Origin of the sequence: Silvibacterium bohemicum, assembly GCF_001006305.1 — a bacterium.
Classification (GTDB): Bacteria; Acidobacteriota; Terriglobia; order Terriglobales; family Acidobacteriaceae; genus Silvibacterium; species Silvibacterium bohemicum.
Genome location: NZ_LBHJ01000004.1, coordinates 435,204 through 453,000, shown reverse-complemented (window position 1 = coordinate 453,000; position 17,797 = coordinate 435,204). Strand labels below are relative to the sequence as shown.

General features: G+C 55.0%; 14 protein-coding genes. 3 read left to right on the top strand and 11 right to left on the bottom strand.

What is annotated here, in order from left to right; translation table 11 throughout:
• Window positions 1–252: 252 nt before the first annotated feature.
• The 8 genes from XX99_RS12565 to XX99_RS28495 form a co-directional block, all read right to left on the bottom strand.
• On the bottom strand, window positions 253–495 hold the full coding sequence (locus XX99_RS12565) for a DNA polymerase ligase N-terminal domain-containing protein (protein ID WP_050059733.1): 243 nt from the start codon (window positions 493–495) through the stop codon (window positions 253–255).
• 171 nt (window positions 496–666) lie between these two features.
• Window positions 667–2,913, bottom strand: coding sequence for a xanthine dehydrogenase family protein molybdopterin-binding subunit (locus tag XX99_RS12560; RefSeq protein ID WP_050059732.1), 2,247 nt, complete (start codon window positions 2,911–2,913; stop codon window positions 667–669).
• Between the two features lie 10 nt (window positions 2,914–2,923).
• Window positions 2,924–3,928: an FAD binding domain-containing protein gene (locus tag XX99_RS12555; protein ID WP_050059731.1), complete on the bottom strand. Its 1,005-nt coding sequence runs from the start codon at window positions 3,926–3,928 to the stop codon at window positions 2,924–2,926.
• A gap of 15 nt (window positions 3,929–3,943) precedes the next feature.
• Window positions 3,944–4,594: a (2Fe-2S)-binding protein gene (locus XX99_RS12550; protein WP_050059730.1), complete on the bottom strand. Its 651-nt coding sequence runs from the start codon at window positions 4,592–4,594 to the stop codon at window positions 3,944–3,946.
• Between the two features lie 24 nt (window positions 4,595–4,618).
• Window positions 4,619–5,176 (bottom strand): nucleotidyltransferase family protein, encoded by a 558-nt coding sequence (locus tag XX99_RS12545; RefSeq protein WP_050059729.1) that lies wholly within the window; start codon window positions 5,174–5,176, stop codon window positions 4,619–4,621.
• Window positions 5,173–6,291 (bottom strand): XdhC family protein, encoded by a 1,119-nt coding sequence (locus tag XX99_RS12540; RefSeq protein WP_050059728.1) that lies wholly within the window; start codon window positions 6,289–6,291, stop codon window positions 5,173–5,175. The genes XX99_RS12545 and XX99_RS12540 overlap by 4 nt, the downstream gene beginning before the upstream one ends.
• Window positions 6,292–6,312: 21 nt before the next feature.
• Window positions 6,313–7,962 (bottom strand): xanthine dehydrogenase family protein molybdopterin-binding subunit, encoded by a 1,650-nt coding sequence (locus XX99_RS12535; protein ID WP_311732229.1) that lies wholly within the window; start codon window positions 7,960–7,962, stop codon window positions 6,313–6,315.
• On the bottom strand, window positions 7,917–8,612 hold the full coding sequence (locus XX99_RS28495; protein WP_311732230.1) for a xanthine dehydrogenase family protein molybdopterin-binding subunit: 696 nt from the start codon (window positions 8,610–8,612) through the stop codon (window positions 7,917–7,919). The genes XX99_RS12535 and XX99_RS28495 overlap by 46 nt, the downstream gene beginning before the upstream one ends.
• Before the next feature lie 724 nt (window positions 8,613–9,336).
• Between XX99_RS28495 and XX99_RS12530 the strand changes: the two genes are divergently transcribed.
• Window positions 9,337–10,251, top strand: coding sequence for a cation diffusion facilitator family transporter (locus tag XX99_RS12530; RefSeq protein WP_050059727.1), 915 nt, complete (start codon window positions 9,337–9,339; stop codon window positions 10,249–10,251).
• A 47-nt stretch (window positions 10,252–10,298) separates the two neighbouring features.
• On the opposite strand, the gene XX99_RS27250 is transcribed toward XX99_RS12530, so the two are convergent.
• A complete protein-coding gene (locus XX99_RS27250; protein ID WP_156185962.1) occupies window positions 10,299–10,607 on the bottom strand; it encodes a hypothetical protein in 309 nt (102 codons plus the stop codon).
• Window positions 10,608–11,037: 430 nt separating this feature from the next.
• On the opposite strand from XX99_RS27250, the gene XX99_RS12525 reads away from it, so the two are divergent.
• Window positions 11,038–14,733: a TonB-dependent receptor gene (locus XX99_RS12525; RefSeq protein WP_050059726.1), complete on the top strand. Its 3,696-nt coding sequence runs from the start codon at window positions 11,038–11,040 to the stop codon at window positions 14,731–14,733.
• Window positions 14,734–14,908: 175 nt separating this feature from the next.
• Here the strand turns inward: XX99_RS12525 and glmS are convergent, their stop codons facing one another.
• Both glmS and purS read right to left on the bottom strand, forming a co-directional pair.
• Window positions 14,909–16,789, bottom strand: a complete 1,881-nt coding sequence (gene glmS, locus XX99_RS12520; RefSeq protein ID WP_050059725.1) for a glutamine--fructose-6-phosphate transaminase (isomerizing) — start codon at window positions 16,787–16,789, stop codon at window positions 14,909–14,911.
• 75 nt (window positions 16,790–16,864) lie between these two features.
• Entirely contained in the window at window positions 16,865–17,116 is a 252-nt protein-coding gene (purS, locus tag XX99_RS12515; protein WP_050059724.1) for a phosphoribosylformylglycinamidine synthase subunit PurS, read from the bottom strand.
• Between the two features lie 104 nt (window positions 17,117–17,220).
• Here purS and XX99_RS12510 point away from each other — a divergent pair, with 104 nt between their 5' ends.
• Complete coding sequence (locus XX99_RS12510) at window positions 17,221–17,766, top strand: inorganic diphosphatase (RefSeq protein ID WP_050059723.1); 546 nt, start codon at window positions 17,221–17,223, stop codon at window positions 17,764–17,766.
• Window positions 17,767–17,797 lie beyond the last annotated feature (31 nt).

The following is a 17,797-nucleotide window of genomic DNA, read 5'->3' as shown; positions in this document are numbered from 1 at the left end:
CATAGTCCTTTCAGTGCCGGCACTGTTCGGCAGTTCTTCTAAGACGCACTTGTCGGGGCTGCTTTTGGCAAACGAATCGACTTGCTTCGAGAGTGTCCAAATAGGGCGTGAGGCATTTCCGGCGCTGTTGATTCTGGCGAGCGTCCAGCCACCTTTCAACCTTTCTCCATGTAGCGTAAATCGCAGGACGCCCCCGCGCAGAGCGTTTTGGATATTTTCAGATTCCAGCTGTGGCTCCCAAGTTCCGCGATCCTAGAGCATGATGGGACCTGTCTCATGCACGCCCTCGAACAGCAGGTTCGCCCTGCTGTGATCCTCCATCTCGATGGCTTTACGAATCGCCCCGGCACAGCAACTAGGCCCCTCCGGAAGCGCCCAGCTCAGCAGCACTCCGTTCCACTCCAGCCTGAGGTCGTAATGAAGGCGCGTTGCATGATGTTTTTTCATCGCATAGGCGCGCTCGCGAAGAGCACGACTATTGGTTTGTGCTTCCATATCGCAGCGTCTTCCTCCTTCCTATCGGCATCTCTTGGCAGAGACCGAAACATCCTGATCTCTCCTCTTAACCTGTGTGCGGAGTGATCCTTGAAGTGTCCACTATGACTTTCGTGGGCACCCTAATGAGTGTGTCTAAGCAGCTTGCGCTTTTATAACCCTCATGAAGCTCTATGCCACGCTGAGGCTCTTAGGAGCAAGTAAGTCTTCGATCCGTATTGGCAAATTACGCACGCGGACGCCGGTCGCGTGATATACGGCGTTGGTGATTGCCGCAGCAATGCCCGCAAGACCGATCTCTCCCACACCTCGAACTCCGAGAGCATTTAGCTTGTAGTCGGGATAATCAAGGAATGTGACGTCGATCTTCGGGGAATCGGCATTCACAGCCATCACATAGTCGGCGAGGTTATTGTTGATGGGCGCGCCGGAACGCGGGTCGTACATCGTTTCCTCAAACATTGCCATGCCAACACCCATCACAACCGCGCCCTCGATTTGATTGCGTGCTGGAGCGGGGTTTATGATGCGGCCCGCGTCAATCACTGTGACGACCCGGCTTACACGCAAACGTGCGATCTCCGGCTGCCATGTGATTTCAACAAATTGGGCGCCGTAGGAGTGAAACGAGTATTTCGGCTTCGCCTCTCCAAATGTTCCCTGAGACTTCCCGGACCCTGAAACCGACTTCACTCGCGCGATGCGCAATATCTCAGACATCGGCACCGTGCTTGCCGACTGCCCTTTCAGACGGATAGTCCCATCGATGAATTCGAGATCATCCGGCTTCTTGTCTTTGAAGGGAGAGCCATCTGATTTCACTGCGGCAAGCAGGACAGATTTTGTTGCGTTCTGCGCAGCTTCAAGCACAGATGGAGTTACGGATGCAGTGACCCACGAGCCCCCGGAAATCGGACCGGGAGGCAGCGCCGAATCTCCAAGGACCACTTCGATCTTATTTACCGGAATTCCAGTTTCATGACTGACAACCTGCGCGAGCACTGTATATGTGCCGCCTCCGATGTCCTGCGTACCGCAAGCAACGCGCGCGGAACCATCCTGCCGTAACTCTACAGTTGCTTCCGTCTCCGTCCGCGCGGCTAGCCACGAACAAGCTGCAACGCCCCATCCCAATGTGACGCCGTCCTGTTTTATCGAACCTATTTCGGGCGTCCGACTGGACCATCCAAACTTCTCTGCGCCCACGGTCAAGCATTCCTTCATATGACGCGAAGAGAAAGGGATCTCGAGGCTTTCGTCGACTTCCGGCTCATTTTTTAACCGCAACGCAACTGGGTCCATTTTCAGCGCGATCGCCAACTCATCCATGGCGGATTCCAGTGCATAGAGGCCCGGAACGGCTCCCGGACCGCGCATTGCTGTTGGATTGCCAACATTCCGGCGTGCGAGGCCGCCTGTCACTAACAAATTCGGAGTGCTATAGATGAAGGGCGTTATCTCTCCGCATCCTTCGTCATAGTCATCGAGGATGGAGGTGTGATTGACGTAATCCTGCCCGACGGCCGTCAATTTGCCGTCAGGCGTTGCCGCCAACTGAATGCGCTGATCGATAGCGGGACGATGCCCTACGCTCTGGAACATCATCTGCCGGCTGACCACGAGCTTGACTGGACGCTCGAGGTTGCGCGAACATGCAGCGGCCAGAATGCTTTGTGGCCACGGCCATAGCTTTCCGCCGAAGCCGGAGCCTAGAAATCTGGTGATGACCTGAACCTGCTCTGTGGGCACTCCAAGCATCTGCGCGAGCACATCACGGTGGTTCACGACCGCCTGAGACGTCTCATAGAGCGTATATTTCTGACCGTCATAGACTGCGACAGAAGCATGCAGCTCGATCGGGTTATGGGTTTCTACCGGAATGGTGTAGATCTCGTCTACTTTGACTTGTGCCGACTGCAATGCCGACGCCGCATCCCCGCGTTTGCTCTTCTGATCAGGCTTCTCTGTGGTCAGAGGGGAGCCGAGGAGCTTTTCGCTCACATCCGGCTTCTGGCGGCTATAGGTCACCCTTACACTTTCCGCCGCAGCACGAGCCTGCTCCACGGTTTGCGCGACAACGACAGCCACATACTGACCGTAGTAGCGGACGACATCATCCTCAAGCGGAGGACGCTTTTCATCGAGGATGAGGGAAAAACCCGTTGCCGGAGGAACCCGATAAAGCGGCCCGATATTGGCCCGATGATAAATCGCGACCACGCCGGACATCTTCTCCGCTTCTGACAAATTTAGATTGGTGACTGTGCCATTTGCGATTGTGGCGCATACCGGCCATGCATAGAGAAGCCCCGGGAAATGATGATCCGAAGCATACTTGGCAATCCCGCTGACTTTCAGGGGGCCGTCGACGCGCGGCGTTGAAACTCCAATGATTTTGGACTCGGTTATCTCTTGCATCGTAGCCTCTTTATGCCGCTTGGCTCGCCTGGCTCATCGCGTGCACCAAGCAACGCTTTGCTAGCTCAATCTTGAAACCATTTTGACTTTGAGGCGTTGCGTCACGCAGAACGATCTCCGCGGCATCACGAAAATTTTCGGCAGTAGCAGATTTTCCTCGCAAAGCAGCTTCGGCTTCTGTTGCTCGCCAGGGCTTCGTACCCACCCCACCCATGGCAATACGGATGAAGTCGATCTTGCCGCCTTCCTGCTTCATCACAATGGCAGCGGAAGCCAGCGCAAATTCATAGGAAGCACGGTCACGCAGCTTCAGATATGTGCTTTTTGCTCCAGTGGGGAGCTTCGCCAAAGTCACGTGGGTAATAAGGTCTCCTGGCTCAAGAACGGTCTCACGCTCAGGCGTTGTTCCAGGAACCAGATAAAACTCGGCGATCGGAACAGCACGCTGACCCTTCGTTCCTTGGATGTGTATCACTGCTTCCAGCGCGGTGAGCGCAACGTTTTGATCGGAAGGGTTCGTCGCAATGCAGTGCTCGCTGGTGCCAAGGATCGCTAGCATCCGGTTATACCCACCGATCGCCGAACAGCCGGAACCCGGCTCGCGCTTGTTGCATGCAGTTGCTGTATCCCGGTAGTAGACGCAGCGTGTTTTTTGCAGCAAATTGCCCGCCGTTGTAGCCATATTGCGCAGCTGCGGAGAAGCCCCGGAAAGCAGTGCTAGGGAAAGCACCGGATATTGCTCTTTTACGATTGGGTCGTGAGCCACGTCTGCATTGCGGGCAAGAGCCCCAATACGGAGCCCGCCATCCTGAGTTTTCTCAATGCGATCGAGAGAAAGGCCATTGATATCGATGAGTTGTTTCGGCCGCTCTACATTCAGCTTCATGTAGTCGATCAGGTTGGTTCCACCTGCGATGAAGCGGATATCTGCGCCGTTCTGCGCTGTGTTCGCTGCCGCCTGTGCTTTCACTGCGTCCGGTATATTCCTTGCTGCTACCAGTTTGAAGAGTTCCATTCCGTGGCTCCTTCTCTATGCTGTGTGCCGAATGGATTGCACTGCGGCGACGATGTTCGGATATGCGCCACAACGGCAGATATTGCCGCTCATTGCCTCTTTCACATCTGCATCTGCCGGTCCCCATGGCTCCTTCAGCATGGCAACGGCCGACATGATCTGTCCCGAGGTGCAATACCCGCACTGAAAACCATCATGCTCCACAAAAGCTGCCTGCATCGGATGCAGGTTTCCAGGCTGCCCTAGTCCTTCGATAGTTTCAATTGCGGCAGTCTGCAACATCGCGGCAAAGGTCAGACAGCTATTCACGCGACGGCCATTTACGTGAACAGTACATGCGCCGCACTGACCGTGATCGCAGCCTTTTTTGGTCCCTGTGAGATGCAGCGTTTCGCGCAATGTATCAAGCAGCGTTGCCCGAGGATCGATCTGCACGGAATGTGTCTGGCCATTTACCTTTAAAGTAACCGGCACGGTTCCTGGAATCGCCTGAGCGGCTTCGACATGCGTCTGCGCTTCAGCAACCGAGGCATGGGAAGCGAGTGGAACAACAGTGCCTGCTGCTGTCGCTACGCTCGCTGCCCCCACATGCGACAGAAAGGCTCTGCGGCTCAGCTTGCCTAACGAGGATGCCGGTTCTTTTTCGTCCTTTTCGTCAATCGCCATATTTCTCTCCTGTTGCTCTCGTCGTTAGCTGAATAATGCGCGTGCTTGTTCTACATCTCGCACTGTATCTACGTCCAGCTCTCCGCCCGGCAAACCGACCGTCCGTGCGGATTGCAACAAATCTTTTGCCCCGATGTCGCCTCTCAACTTCACGAGCAGAGGAAACATCGACTGCGGAAAGTAGGCGGGTACTCCGCGTCTTCCCGCATATAAAGATGCGGTTGTTTCGCCGGTCATCATTAACTTCCGCAGATGGCTTGCAGTAACCGCAGGCATATCGCAGGTCATTACCATCGCGCCATCGACATCGCGAAGAGAACGGATGCCGACATTGATCGATGTTCCCATGCCTTCTGCCCAATCATCGTTGATGACCACATCCGATCCGTATAAGTTACAGCTCTTCCCGACTAGCTCTGCAGAAAAGCCCAGAACCACAACGATGGGCAAACAATTTGCCTCTATTGCCACCCTTACCGACCGTTCCAAAAGATTCTCTTTTCCTATCATCACCAACTGCTTCGGCTCCTGCAGTCGGGTGGAAGAACCTGCGGCGAGAATCACTGCTCCTGTGCGGCTCATGAAACATCCCTCGCACAATATGTCCGCAGATATCGCGATGCACCGCCTTCCAAAACATGTCGGGCCACATCCTCTGCGGAGAGGCTTCGCACATTTTTCAATCGTCCCGCGTGGCATGCTTGGATCTCAGCGATCACGGCAAGTGCAATGGCATCTGGCCCTTCACCGCCAAGGTCGAGACCCACCGGCGCACTGATCTGTTCGCAGCAACCCTCCACGGAGCAACCAAGACGTGCAACAGCTTCTGCAATAAGTAAGGAACTGCGATGACGCGCACCCAGCACGCCAAGATATTTCGGACGCCGAGGTAAAAGTGACGCCAGGAGCTCTCGGTCCTGTTCATAACTATGCGTCATGATCACTACCGCATCATCACTTTGTATTTCACGCAACGAGTCAGATGGGGTGCGAATTACCGATACATGTTGTGCGGAAGGAAAGCGCTCTGCTTTGGCGAGCTGTGCCCGTCCATCCATCACTGTAACGCTCCAACCCATCAGCGCAGCCATGCTTACGAGAGGCTTCGCATCATCTCCTGCCCCCAGCACAAATAACCTAGGCGGACCAACCAGCTGTTCAAAAAAGAACTTATCCTGCGACGGTTCAAGGCTGTGCACGGCGCACTTTCTGGCATATTGCGCTGAGCTCTCACTCCACCCCTTGGATACGAAAAGCACGTCGCCTCGGCCATCGAACACCGCGCGCGCCATTTTGCGCTCTTTCGCAGGCAGAAAGGTCAGAATTGTTCTCTCGTGACCGCGAAGAGTGTTCTCCAGAGCTTCCATCAGGGCACGGCACTCCGGAGTTTCAGCCGGCTCGAAAAGAACGTCGATCGCACCGCCGCAGCCCAGTCCGAAAGGAACTTCAGCGGAGTCGTCGAAGAGAGTGGAATAACGCTCCATTACTGCACCATTCCTCACCAGCCATTCGGCTTTGCGAAGAATCTCCGTCTCGAGGCAGCCGCCGCTGATTGTACCGGCGTACTCGCCTCCGCCGCGCAACAGAAGGCGTGCTCCCGATTGCCGGTAGCTCGAGCCTTCCACGCGTACAAGCGTAGCCAGCACCGAGCTTCCGCCCTGCTGCCACAACTGAACGATTTCGCGGCGCTCTCTCATTGCCATAGTAGCTCCAATGGATCAGGCAACGCCCAGTAGATCTTCAATGCGCACCGGGAGGGTCCGGACTCGCACGCCGGTCGCATGGTAGACGGCGGCAGTAATCGCCGGCGCAATGCCGGCGAGGCCGATCTCTCCAATTCCGCGTGCACCGTATTCTCCCATGACCGGATCCGGTATATCGAGAAAGTGAATGTCGATATCAGGATGATCCGCGTTCGTCGGAACGATGTAATCTGCAAAATTATCGTTGATTGGATGCCCATCGCGAGGATCGTACATCGTCTCTTCGAAGAGTCCCATTCCGACGCCCATGACGATGGCTCCGGCCATTTGGTTCGTGGCCGTCCGTTTGTTGATGATACGACCGCCATCGATTACGCTTACCACCCGGCTCACGCGAAGACGAGCAATCAAGGGGTTCCATTCAATCTCTACAAACTGCGCGCCAAAGGAGTGGGTGGAAAAGTTTTTGGCCCGCGGGTCGGCACCCAGGCCTCCGGATTGTCCTCTACCATCGGCCGTACCGACATTGGCCATGCGAAGAATGTCCTGGTAAGGAACGCCCGAAGCTGCGGATTGATTCTTCTCGTGAACACGTCCTTCGCTCAAGGCCAGATCAGCAGGATCTTTTCCTGCAAACGGCGATCCTTTGGCCTTGGTCGCCACGGTAAGAACCACTTTTACCGCAGCATTTACCCCTTCAACCACAGAAGGAAGGATCGTAGCTGTTGCGGTTGACCCGCCGGAGGTCGGTCCGGGCGGCAAGCTGCTGTCACCAAGAACCACTTCGATATTCTTTATGGGAATTCCGGTCTTGTCGCTAGCAATCTGAGCCATCACGGTATAGGTTCCCGTGCCGATATCCTGTGTCCCAGAGCTGACGCGGACGGTACCGTCGCTGCGAAGGCTGACAGCTGTCTCGCTAACTCCGCGACTTGCTCCCCAGGACGCACATGCCATTCCCCATCCGAGGATAGCGTCCCCTTTCCGCATGGAGCCGATGGCCGGCGTGCGGTTCGACCAGCCAAATTTTTCCGCGCCGATCTGCAGACATTCCTTCAAATGGCGGGAAGAAAATGGCTTGTTTTTCTCTTCATCGGTAAGCGTATCGAGCGAAAGACGTAGCTCGACTGGATCTTTGTTCAGCTTGATTGCAAGTTCGTCCATCGCCGATTCCAGAGCGAACAGCCCAGGCACTGCGCCTGGACCACGCATCGGTGTCGGTGTGCCGACATTGCGGCGCACCAGCGCGGAAGTGACTTTCAAGTTGGCGGTACTGTAGAGGAATGGGGTTGCTTCTCCGCAGTTCTCGCGTACGTCGTCCCCGAACGAAGTGTGGTTGCGATAGTCATGCTGCAGTGAAAGGAGCTTGCCATCTGCAGTAGCTCCGAGGCGAATGCGTTGCTGGGTGCGCGGCCGGTGGCCCACATTCGAAAACATCATCTTGCGGTTGAGAGTGAACTTGACCGGACGATTGAGCTTCCGCGCTGCGGCTGCAGCAAGAGCGGAATGCGGCCACGGAAAAAGTTTGCCTCCGAAGCCTGAGCCGATGTAACGCGAGATGATTTCGACGTTTTCCTTCGATTCTCCCAGAACCTGCGCCAAAACGGTCTGATGATTCATCACCCCCTGCGACGACTCATAGAGCGTATATTTCTGCCGTCCCATACGGCAACCGTCGCATGCATCTCCATGGGATTGTGCGTTTCTACGGGAGTGATGTAGGTCTCATCGACCTGCACTGGAGCGGATATGAAAACACCTTCACTATCGCCACGCTGACTTAGCACGCGTGGGCCGCCGGGCTGCCCTTCTGCAGGCAATGCGTCGCCTAGTGAAGTTGCAACGTTGAATTTGTCCGGATCGTAATCGACGCGCACTGTGCCGGCGGCCGCTTGCGCCTGCTCGAAAGTTTCAGCTACAACTGCTGCAACATATTGACCCCAGTAGTACACGGTCTCGTCCTCGAATGGAGGGCGGTCTTCGCTGTTTCGTCCGCCGGAAGCATTGCGATAGAGCGGCATGATGTTGCCGTGATGCAGTACCAGCAGAACGCCGGGCATTTTCTCCGCTTTGCTGCTATCGATGCGTCGAATCCGGCCGCTGGCGACAGTCGCGCGCACGGGAAATAAGTAGACCATACCGGGGAAGTGATAGTCGGAAGCGTAGAGCGCGTTTCCACTGGTTTTTGCAGTACCGTCGATGCGAGGCAAGTCCGCCCCGATAATGGCGGACGGAGGATTCGGATGCATCGCCTCAGGCGAAGGAGCAGGACCTTTGTCGGACTGAATAAACTCGACAAATTCGCGGAACAGCATAGAGAACATCTCCTGCGATCATGCGGGTTATTCGTACATTTCTATTGACCGTTTGACTTACTCGGCGGCAGGCTCAATGTTAAACCTCCAGGAATTATAGTTGGCGGATGAAAAGCAAGGAAAATCAAACAACTATCAAGACCCAAAGGCGAGGAAAGAACACTTTCATCAAATGAAGGTCTTCTAGGGGCTCTCGTTTCTCTAGAGCCCTACCGATTTGAGCTTTGATGCGTCGGTGACCGGGGGCGATCGGTGGCAGATCATGCGGTATGTCCATGTCGATGGGATCTCCGTCGACTTCGATGACCGAAGCGTTTTTTGCTCGCCCGCGAGAAACTGGTACATCGTTCGAGCTGAAGAATGTTGTAGCTTCCTTTCGGAGTAGAAGTTTTGGGGTTAATCTTCTATTTCTCCACGATCTTGAGATGTCCCTACGGTTCGGGGCGCTCAATCGCTTTCTTTCTTTTTAGGCCGAGAAGTTCGAGAGTAGGGCACGGAATGAAGCGAGTAGGGGAGGCGATCTTTCTCGTCTTCTCTTAAGGGATGCTCTCTAAAGAATCATGCTCCTTTTCCTTTTAGGATGTCTGGGGAGGATTCTCGTTGTGATCCTCATTGTGAACGCGTGTCTCCGTCGCTAGGCGCATTTGGGAAGTCTTCAGGGGCCTGAACCCGTAATAAAATCGGAGCTGGACTAAAATTTGCACTTGTCTGGTAAAACGGCGCGGTGGTCGACACTCAAAAACTCGAAGCTCAGGTGCAGAGCGGGCTTAGATCGTCGCTCCTCAGCATTGTCGCAAACGCTCTTCTCGCCATGTGCAAGTGCGCTGCCGGCTTCCTCGGGCACTCGTTTGCCCTAGTGGCTGACGGCATCGAATCCCTTTCAGACGTTTTCAGCTCCGCTGTTGTCTACTTCGGCCTGCAGTACGCCATCAAGCCGCCTGACAAAGAACATCCCTATGGACATGGCAAGGCCGAACCTGTGGCTGCGACGGTCGTTGGCCTGGCTATGGCCGCGGCCGCTGTCTTGATCGCGGTCGAGAGCGTTTCTCTTATTCGCACGCCTCACCCGCTCCCCGTCAGGTATACGCTTTGGGTTCTATTAGCCGTCTTCGCGATAAAGCTCTTGCTCTCCCGCTATGTCTCCCAAGTCGCCAATAGCATCGACAGCACCGCGGTCAGGGGAGATGCCTGGCATCATTTGAGCGATGCAATCACATCGCTTTTCGCTTTCGTAGGAATCTCGATTGCGTTATGGACCAAGGATGCCAGCGCAGACGACTGGGCAGCTCTTTGCGCATCGTTTGTCATCCTATTCAACGCCTGGCGTCAGATCCGCGCGCCATTTGCAGAGATTTTAGATACCGCCCCACCGCCTGAGATCGAGCGCCATGTAAGGGAAGTAGCGGCATCAGTCGCTGAGGTCATTGGGCTCGACAAGTGCTTTGTCCGGAAGGTCGGCTTCCAGTATTACGTAGACCTTCACGTCGTGGTTAGAGGCGACCTGACAGTTCGATCTGGGCATTTAATCTCGCATCAAGTGGAAGACCGAATTCTCGAAAGGGTGGAACGAGTCGCCAAAGTACTCGTGCACATCGAACCCGAGGAAGAGCTTCTTCAACCATCCCATAGTCAGATGTAACTACCAGAGTTCCATAATGCCGCGGTTGCACATCTGGTCGTTGAATATCATACGGTCGAAAGTGTTCCTACTTTACCTTCCGCCGGAGAGTTGCGAAGCAACGCCGGTAAATGTTCGCCTCCGGCGTAGGGCGTCTTCGTATGCGAAACACCATCGACGCTACGGAGGAGTTTTTGTGCTACTGCGGCACCGTTCATCATTAAATGAAACGCGTAAACCAGGAGCCGGCGAAACCCTATCTTAGACATGCACCAAGCTGCGAATCGATCCAGGTTTCCGAGTTTCTGCTTCAGGCTGGCAAGGCTGCCGATCAGCGCCACACGCGCGGTTGATGTCAGCCCAGTTTGTGAAACCATTCCTAACATCTAACAATAACTGCGACAAATTCCTTGAAGGAACATAGCACAGCATAGATAAGACTGGCTTATTTCGATCTTCTGGTTGTGCGCTAGTTTTTATGCATATCAAAATATATAGTTCTTCGTCATAAACAATTCAGAATAGCCAATGATATTAGCCATAAAACGTCAGTAATCCCGCGCGGTTTGATCTCATTAAACTGCGCAGTCATCTATTTATTTCGAAGTGCGAAATATAGTTGACAGTTCTGATTTGACTTATCTATATCTTCACGCTGAGCAAGGTTTTCTAAGAACGACTAGTTGGGAGTTGAAGGAAGTTATGAGGCTGAGAAACACCACGCAAGAAAGAATCCTAAAATCAAACTTTTTACGGATACGCTTTGTTTTTGTCTGTCTACTTACGTCTGCGGCCACGAGCGCGTTCATGCCATCCACCTTTGCCCAGGTGATTAGCGGTACCATCTCTGGAACCGTGCAGGACTCAAGCGGTGCGGTCATCCCCAATGCCTCGGTTGTTCTCACGAACTCGGCCACAGGGGACCATCGCACCATTACGAGCAACAGTGCAGGACTGTTTTCCTTCGCCGGCTTGCCTTCTGGAGACTTCTCCATCAGCATCACGGACTCGGGATTTCAGACTTTTACCGAGAATGGCATTCACCTCGATCCTGGCGACAGCCGTGATCTGACGAATCTCAAGCTGCAAATTGGTGCGGCCAACACGGTTATCACGGTCCAGGCGCAAACATATATCCCGCTCGACACGGGCGAGAATTCTCATCTGATCACTGCTGAACAAATCCAGCATCTCTCCGTCGAAGGGCGCGATGTCACCGAGCTTCTCAAAACCCTGCCGGGCTTTGCGATCGGCGGCCAAAACAACACGAACGTCAATAATTCGGCTCCCGATGCATCGCAAGTCAGCTCCGGAGGCTTAATCGGCAGTTATTCAGCCAACGGCAATCTTGGAACCGGCAACAGCCTGAAGTTGGACGGCGCGAACATCACGGACCCGGGCAGCAACAATCTCGCTTTGCAGACGGTTAACTACGACGAAGTCGCCGAGGTTAAAGTGCAAACTTCCAATTTCGGTCCGGATATCTCTCAAGGGCCGGTGGTAGTTAGCGCGGTCACCAAATCCGGCACGAACCAGTTTCACGGATCGCTCTACACCTATGCTCGGACCTATCAGCTTGATTCGTCGGATGCGCTCAACGGGCCAACGGGGCAAACGAAGGATCCCGATCGGGAAGTGTATCCAGGCGGTACCCTCGGCGGCCCCGTGCTGGTCCCCGGAACGAACTTCAATCATAGTCGCGCTCTCACCTTCTTTATTGGTGGAGAAGACTATGCGCAACGAAACGTATATGCCTACGGAAATGCCGGTAGCGCTCTGGTGCATGCCCTTGTGCCCACACCGGCGATGCGGGGCGGGGACTTCAGCGCGGCTGCGATCCAGAACTACCTAGGGTCCAGCCTCTACAGCAACCCGGCCTATGCTAATGTCGCGACTGTTCCTACCTATGCCAAAGGCGACATTGCCGGCTCGCCTACGCTAGTGAATGGCCAGCTTCCATCTTCGCTTCAGGATCCGGGATTTAAATACATCATGAGCACGTATCCTATCCCGAACAACGTGCCCACGGCATCGAATCCTTACAATTGGCAGAGCGTTGATTACATCAATAATGACAATTGGCAGGCAATCTCCCGGGTTGACCTGGCTATTTCTCAGCGCAATCATTTCTTCGCACGCTACAGCGTCCAGCGCGGCACTTCGGGTGAACCTGCGGCAATCTTCTACAATCCGAACGGAGTCAACACACCGGGCGGTGGCTCGTCTAGTACGAATTCAGAAGCGGCAGCTGCGAACCTTGCCACGGTCATCACCCCTACCCTGACGAATCAAATATTCGCAAACCTTGTTTACCTGAATCTTGTATTCTCCAGCAACAATCCCAGCGCCTTGACGGGTTTTCCTTATCAGGGAGCCTTCGCGAATGGCCGTCATGTGCTGCCCCAGTTGCAGGCATACAACTCGCCTTCAGGATCCGGTGGTCTGCCTCTTGCGATCACCCCTGACTACACGCTAAGCCCGATTTTTACGCGCAAATTTATCCCCGAATTCGGAGACAACCTGACGAAGGTCTGGGGGAAACACACGGCGAGCTTCGGCGTCTACAGCGCACGCACCACAAACAATCAGACCAACGACAATGTGGCCACCAATGGCGCGATCACGAACTACTTCCTGCCCGGCGCCGGCCAGCCGCTTGTCGACCTGCCCTTGCCGGGCCAAAGCACGGGCACCTCTTACACCCTCTCGGGAAACTATGTGACCGACGAGCTCGAGGGTTTCGTTGGCGGATATAGCCAACAAAACATCCTTCCGGATGTCAATCTCTACTTCTGGAATATATCCTTCTTCGCCAATGATTCGTGGAAGGTGACGCCCAGGGTAACCGTGAATGTGGGATCGCGCTTCGAGCATCTGGGGCTCTGGAACGATTCCTATGGCAACGGCGTCGTCACTTTCAACCCCGCCCTCATCGTCAGTGGCGCTGCCACTTCGCCTTACCCTGGCTTCCTCTGGCACTCCATTGACCCGTCTATCCCTAATTCCGGCAATAACTCTTATCCTCTCTTTGTCGAGCCTCGTTTCGGGGTGGCATGGGACATTCACGGGGATGGCAAGACCGTCCTTCGCGGTGGATGGGGCGAGTATCGCGGTCACGACTCCTGGAACGACACGTCTCCATCAGTCGGACTTACCCAGCATGCCACCACGGTGTCCTACGCAGCCTCTTCTCTGAAGGCAATCAGTCAGCAAAATGTCAACCCTGCCAGTGGTCCATTGCCAAATGTCGATAGCTTTGCAACCACAGGAGCGGTTTTCGGCACAACAAGCGGTGATCGTGAGGAACCGCTGACTGATACATATAGCCTCAACCTCAGCCAGGTATTGCCGTCGCATATGATCTTCGAACTCAGCTATGTTGGGGATAACAGCCGGTTTTTAATTAACGGGGGCAGCACCCAGACTGTCGCCTTGGACAACGTGAACGCGATCCCGATAGGCGGCTTGTATAAGCCAGATCCAGATACGGCGAGTCCAAACTTTGGAAAAGTTCTAACTCCAACAGGAACCAATACGGGCAGTACAAATCAGTCCACGACTGCAGGCTCTGCAAGCGCCCAGCAGATCAATGAGTATCGACCGCTCAACACGCCATCGGTCCAATATTCGGCCATTAATGTAACCAATCACAATCTATTCTCAAATTACAACGGCCTGCAGGTGGGTATCGGTCGCCAGACCGGACACGTTTTGTTCAACATCAACTACACCTTCTCAAAGTCTCTTGGCGTTCGGGGTGCAGGCGCGAACGATGCAAACGGCTTTCCCGGGGATCCATTCAACCTACATAACAACTATGGCTCCGAGAGCTTCGACCGTCGCCACATCTTCAATGCGAGCTACACCTTCTTGGTGGGCAATCCTATTCAGAACCGGGTCCTTGGCGGGTTTGCCAATGGGTGGGAGCTATCCGGTATCACCAACATTCAATCAGGCGGGGATATCTCAGCGATCACAACGCCGAACCTCAGCCCGTCCGGCACTATCGGCCCCATCAACCTTCCGAACGTCACGCCGACCACGGCCAATCCAAACGCCATCACCGTAAGCAACACCGTGTACTTAGGTACAACGGATGTGGACCTGCAGCCCACCATTCTCTGCGATCCACGCGCTGGTAGGTCGAAGGGGCAACTTATGAATCCCAACTGCTTTGGATTACCCAACCTTCTGCACAATGGACAGTATCAGCTGCCCTTTCTTTCTGAACCAGCGTTCTTCAACAGTGATCTGAGCGCGCAAAAGTCTTTCCATGTCGTGCGCGAGCAGATTCTCCAGCTCCGCATCTCTGCATTCAACTTCTTGAACCATCCCTTGAATACAATCTCTAACTCTTTCAACAATCAGTTCCAGCTAAACTTCACAAACCCCAATAGTAGCGCCTTTGCTCAGAACGCAAGCAACGGCAGCCTTGGGTTTGGCACCGATCCTTACAAGACCGGCCGGCGCATTGTTGAACTAATGTTGAAATACAACTTTTAACTTCAAATACCCGTTGCGGAAAGATAGCTAAACCTCAGGGCAAGCTATCTTGCCGCGCCAGGAAGACCTTCAGAGTTGCCATCATTGATGAACAGTGGTGGACATTGATATACAGATCCAGTTCGGGATTATTATGCTGCCCGTCTCCAGCAGCACAACACATCAATAACGAGAGCTATTCCACAGTCACCGATTTGGCCAGGTTCCGTGGCTGATCGACATCGCAGCCTCGGCGAACCGCTATGTGGTATGCAAGCAACTGCAAGGGAACGACCTCGAGGACCGGCAACAGCAGTTCGGGCGCGCTCGGCACGTAGAGGACGTGATCCACTAACTGCTTGATCTCTTCATCCCCCTCGATGGCGACCGCGATTACCTTGCCGGAGCGTGCCGTGACTTCCTGAATATTCGAAAGCGTTTTTTCGTAGCGCAGGCGGGAGTCGCGATTGTCGTTGTCCTTGGTAGCCAGGACGACAACCGGCAGTGTTTCATCGATGAGCGCGTTCGGGCCGTGCTTCATCTCGCCGGCAGGGTAGCCTTCCGCGTGAATGTAGGAAATCTCTTTGAGCTTGAGCGCGCCTTCGAGAGCAATGGGATAGTGAATGCCGCGGCCTAGAAACAGAAAATCGCGCGCGGTCGAGTAGGTTTTGGCCAACTGCTCGCAGACCGAGTCCACAGTGCGCAGAATCTCCTCGACCTTGCCGGGCAGAAGACTGAGCGATTCGAGCAGGCGGCTACTCTCTTCGGTCGAGATCGTCTCGCGCTTTTGGGCCAGATGCACGGCGAAGAGAAAGAGCGCAACCAGCTGAGCGGTGAAGGCCTTTGTCGAGGCGACACCGATCTCCGGTCCTGCGTGGGTGTAGATGGTCCCATGTGCCTCGCGCGCGATCATGGCTCCAACCACGTTGCAGATGGCGATGGTCTTCATGCCCTTGGCAACCATCTCCCGTTGCGCGGCAATGGTATCGGCGGTCTCACCGGACTGCGTGATGAGTAGCCCGAGCGCGGAGGGATCGGCAATAGGGTCGCGATAGCGATATTCGCTGGCGTAATCGACCTCGACCGGTACGCGGGCCAGTCGTTCGATCATGAATTTGCCTGCGGTGGCAGCGTGCCAGCTGGTGCCGCAGGCCGCGATGTTGATCTTGGTTGCGTTGCGGAAATCATCCTCGGTGATCTTCATCTCGCTGAGGTAGACCTTGCCGGTATCGAGCGAGATGCGGCCCAGCGTGGTGTCGCGGATGGCGCGAGGCTGCTCGAAGATCTCCTTGAGCATGAAGTGCTTGTAGCCGCTCTTTTCGGCCTGGATCGGATCCCACAGAATGCGCTGTACTGGACGCTCGACATGCTCGCCAGCGAGATTGGTGAGCTGTACTCCGGCCTTGGTGAGGATGGCCACATCGCCGTCGGCCAGAAAGTAAAGATCGCGCGTGTGGTGCAGGATGCCGGGCACATCGGATGCGACGAAATATTCGCCTTCGCCGAGACCGATGACCGCGGGAGGACCGTTACGCGCGGCAACGATTTTGTCTGGATCGTCGGCCGAGATAACACCAATCGCGTATGCCCCAGTCAGCCGGCGAGCGGCGCGGCGCACGGCTTCTTCGAGAGGCATAGTCTTGCCGGATTCCGCAGCCGAGGAGAGTTCCTGCTCGATGAGGTGAGCAATGATTTCCGTATCTGTCTCGGTTACGAATTTGTGCCCTTCGGTGATGAGCTCATGTTTCAGCGCGAGGTAATTTTCGACGATGCCGTTATGCACCACCACCAGGCGGCCGCTGCAGTCGCGGTGCGGGTGGGCGTTCTCTTCGGTAGGACGGCCGTGCGTTGCCCAGCGTGTGTGGCCGATGCCGAAGGTGCCATGCAGCGGATGCTCGCGGATCACCTCTTCGAGATTGCGCAGCTTGCCCGGGGCACGGCGCAGCTCCAAATCCGATCTCGGACTGCCCACAGCGATGCCCGCTGAATCGTAGCCGCGATACTCCAACCGGCGAAGACCTTCAATGATGAGGGGAACTACGGGTTTGTTGCCGACGTAACCGACGATGCCGCACATCGCATCATTATAGGCGGCGGGTCGCGGTCAATATCTTGTAATCCTAACGTGCGGTCCTGCACCAGAAGTCGGGCGTCAGTTGGCGTCTTCCAGGTGAAAGGTAAACTGCTCGATGACCGGATTGGTGAGCACGTCCGTGGCAATGCGCTCCACCTCGGCTTTCGCCGCAGCGGCGTCCAGGGAATCGCTGAGCGTTAATACGAAGTATTTCCCCTGGCGCACCTCTTCGATTCCCTGATACTGCATCTTCGTAAGGGCGCCGTGAATGGCCTGCCCCTGCGGGTCGAGAACGGTTTGCTTGAGGGTTACGTAGACATGAGCCTTCATCGTGACTGATTATAAATGCTGAGACTGGTTGAAAACACGGCTCGAAGATCGCCCACGAGCGACGTACGCAAATTCAGAGACAGAAAGATCGGGAAACGGAACATATGGTCAATTATCTGGAATTACCCGTAGGCGACAAATCGCCTGAAGTCGTCAACGCGGTTATTGAGATTCCCGCCGAAGGCATCAACAAATACGAATACGATAAGCAGCTGCACGTCTTCCGGCTGGATCGCAACCTGTATTCGCCCGTGCACTATCCCGGCGACTACGGCTTTATTCCATCGACGTTGAGCGACGACGGCGACCCGCTGGACGTGCTGGTGCTCGTCGATGCCGCCAGCTTTCCGGGCTGCGTGATGCAGGTACGCCCCATCGGCCTGCTGGAGATGCTGGATCAGGGCGTTCTGGACGAGAAAGTGCTGGCCGTGGGCAAGAACAATCCACGCTACACCGATGTCTGGAATTATTCCGAGATTTATCCCCACATGCTGAAGGAAATCACCCACTTCTTCTCCATCTATAAGGACCTTGAAGGCAAGCGGGTGGAGATTCACGGCTGGCATGATGCCGCCTACGCCCGGGATCAGGTCATCAAGGCCACCAAGAATTTCGAAGACAACAAAGCAGCCCAGGCAGCGAAGAAGTAGGACTGGCCGTCCAGGCTCCCGCGCTTCGCGC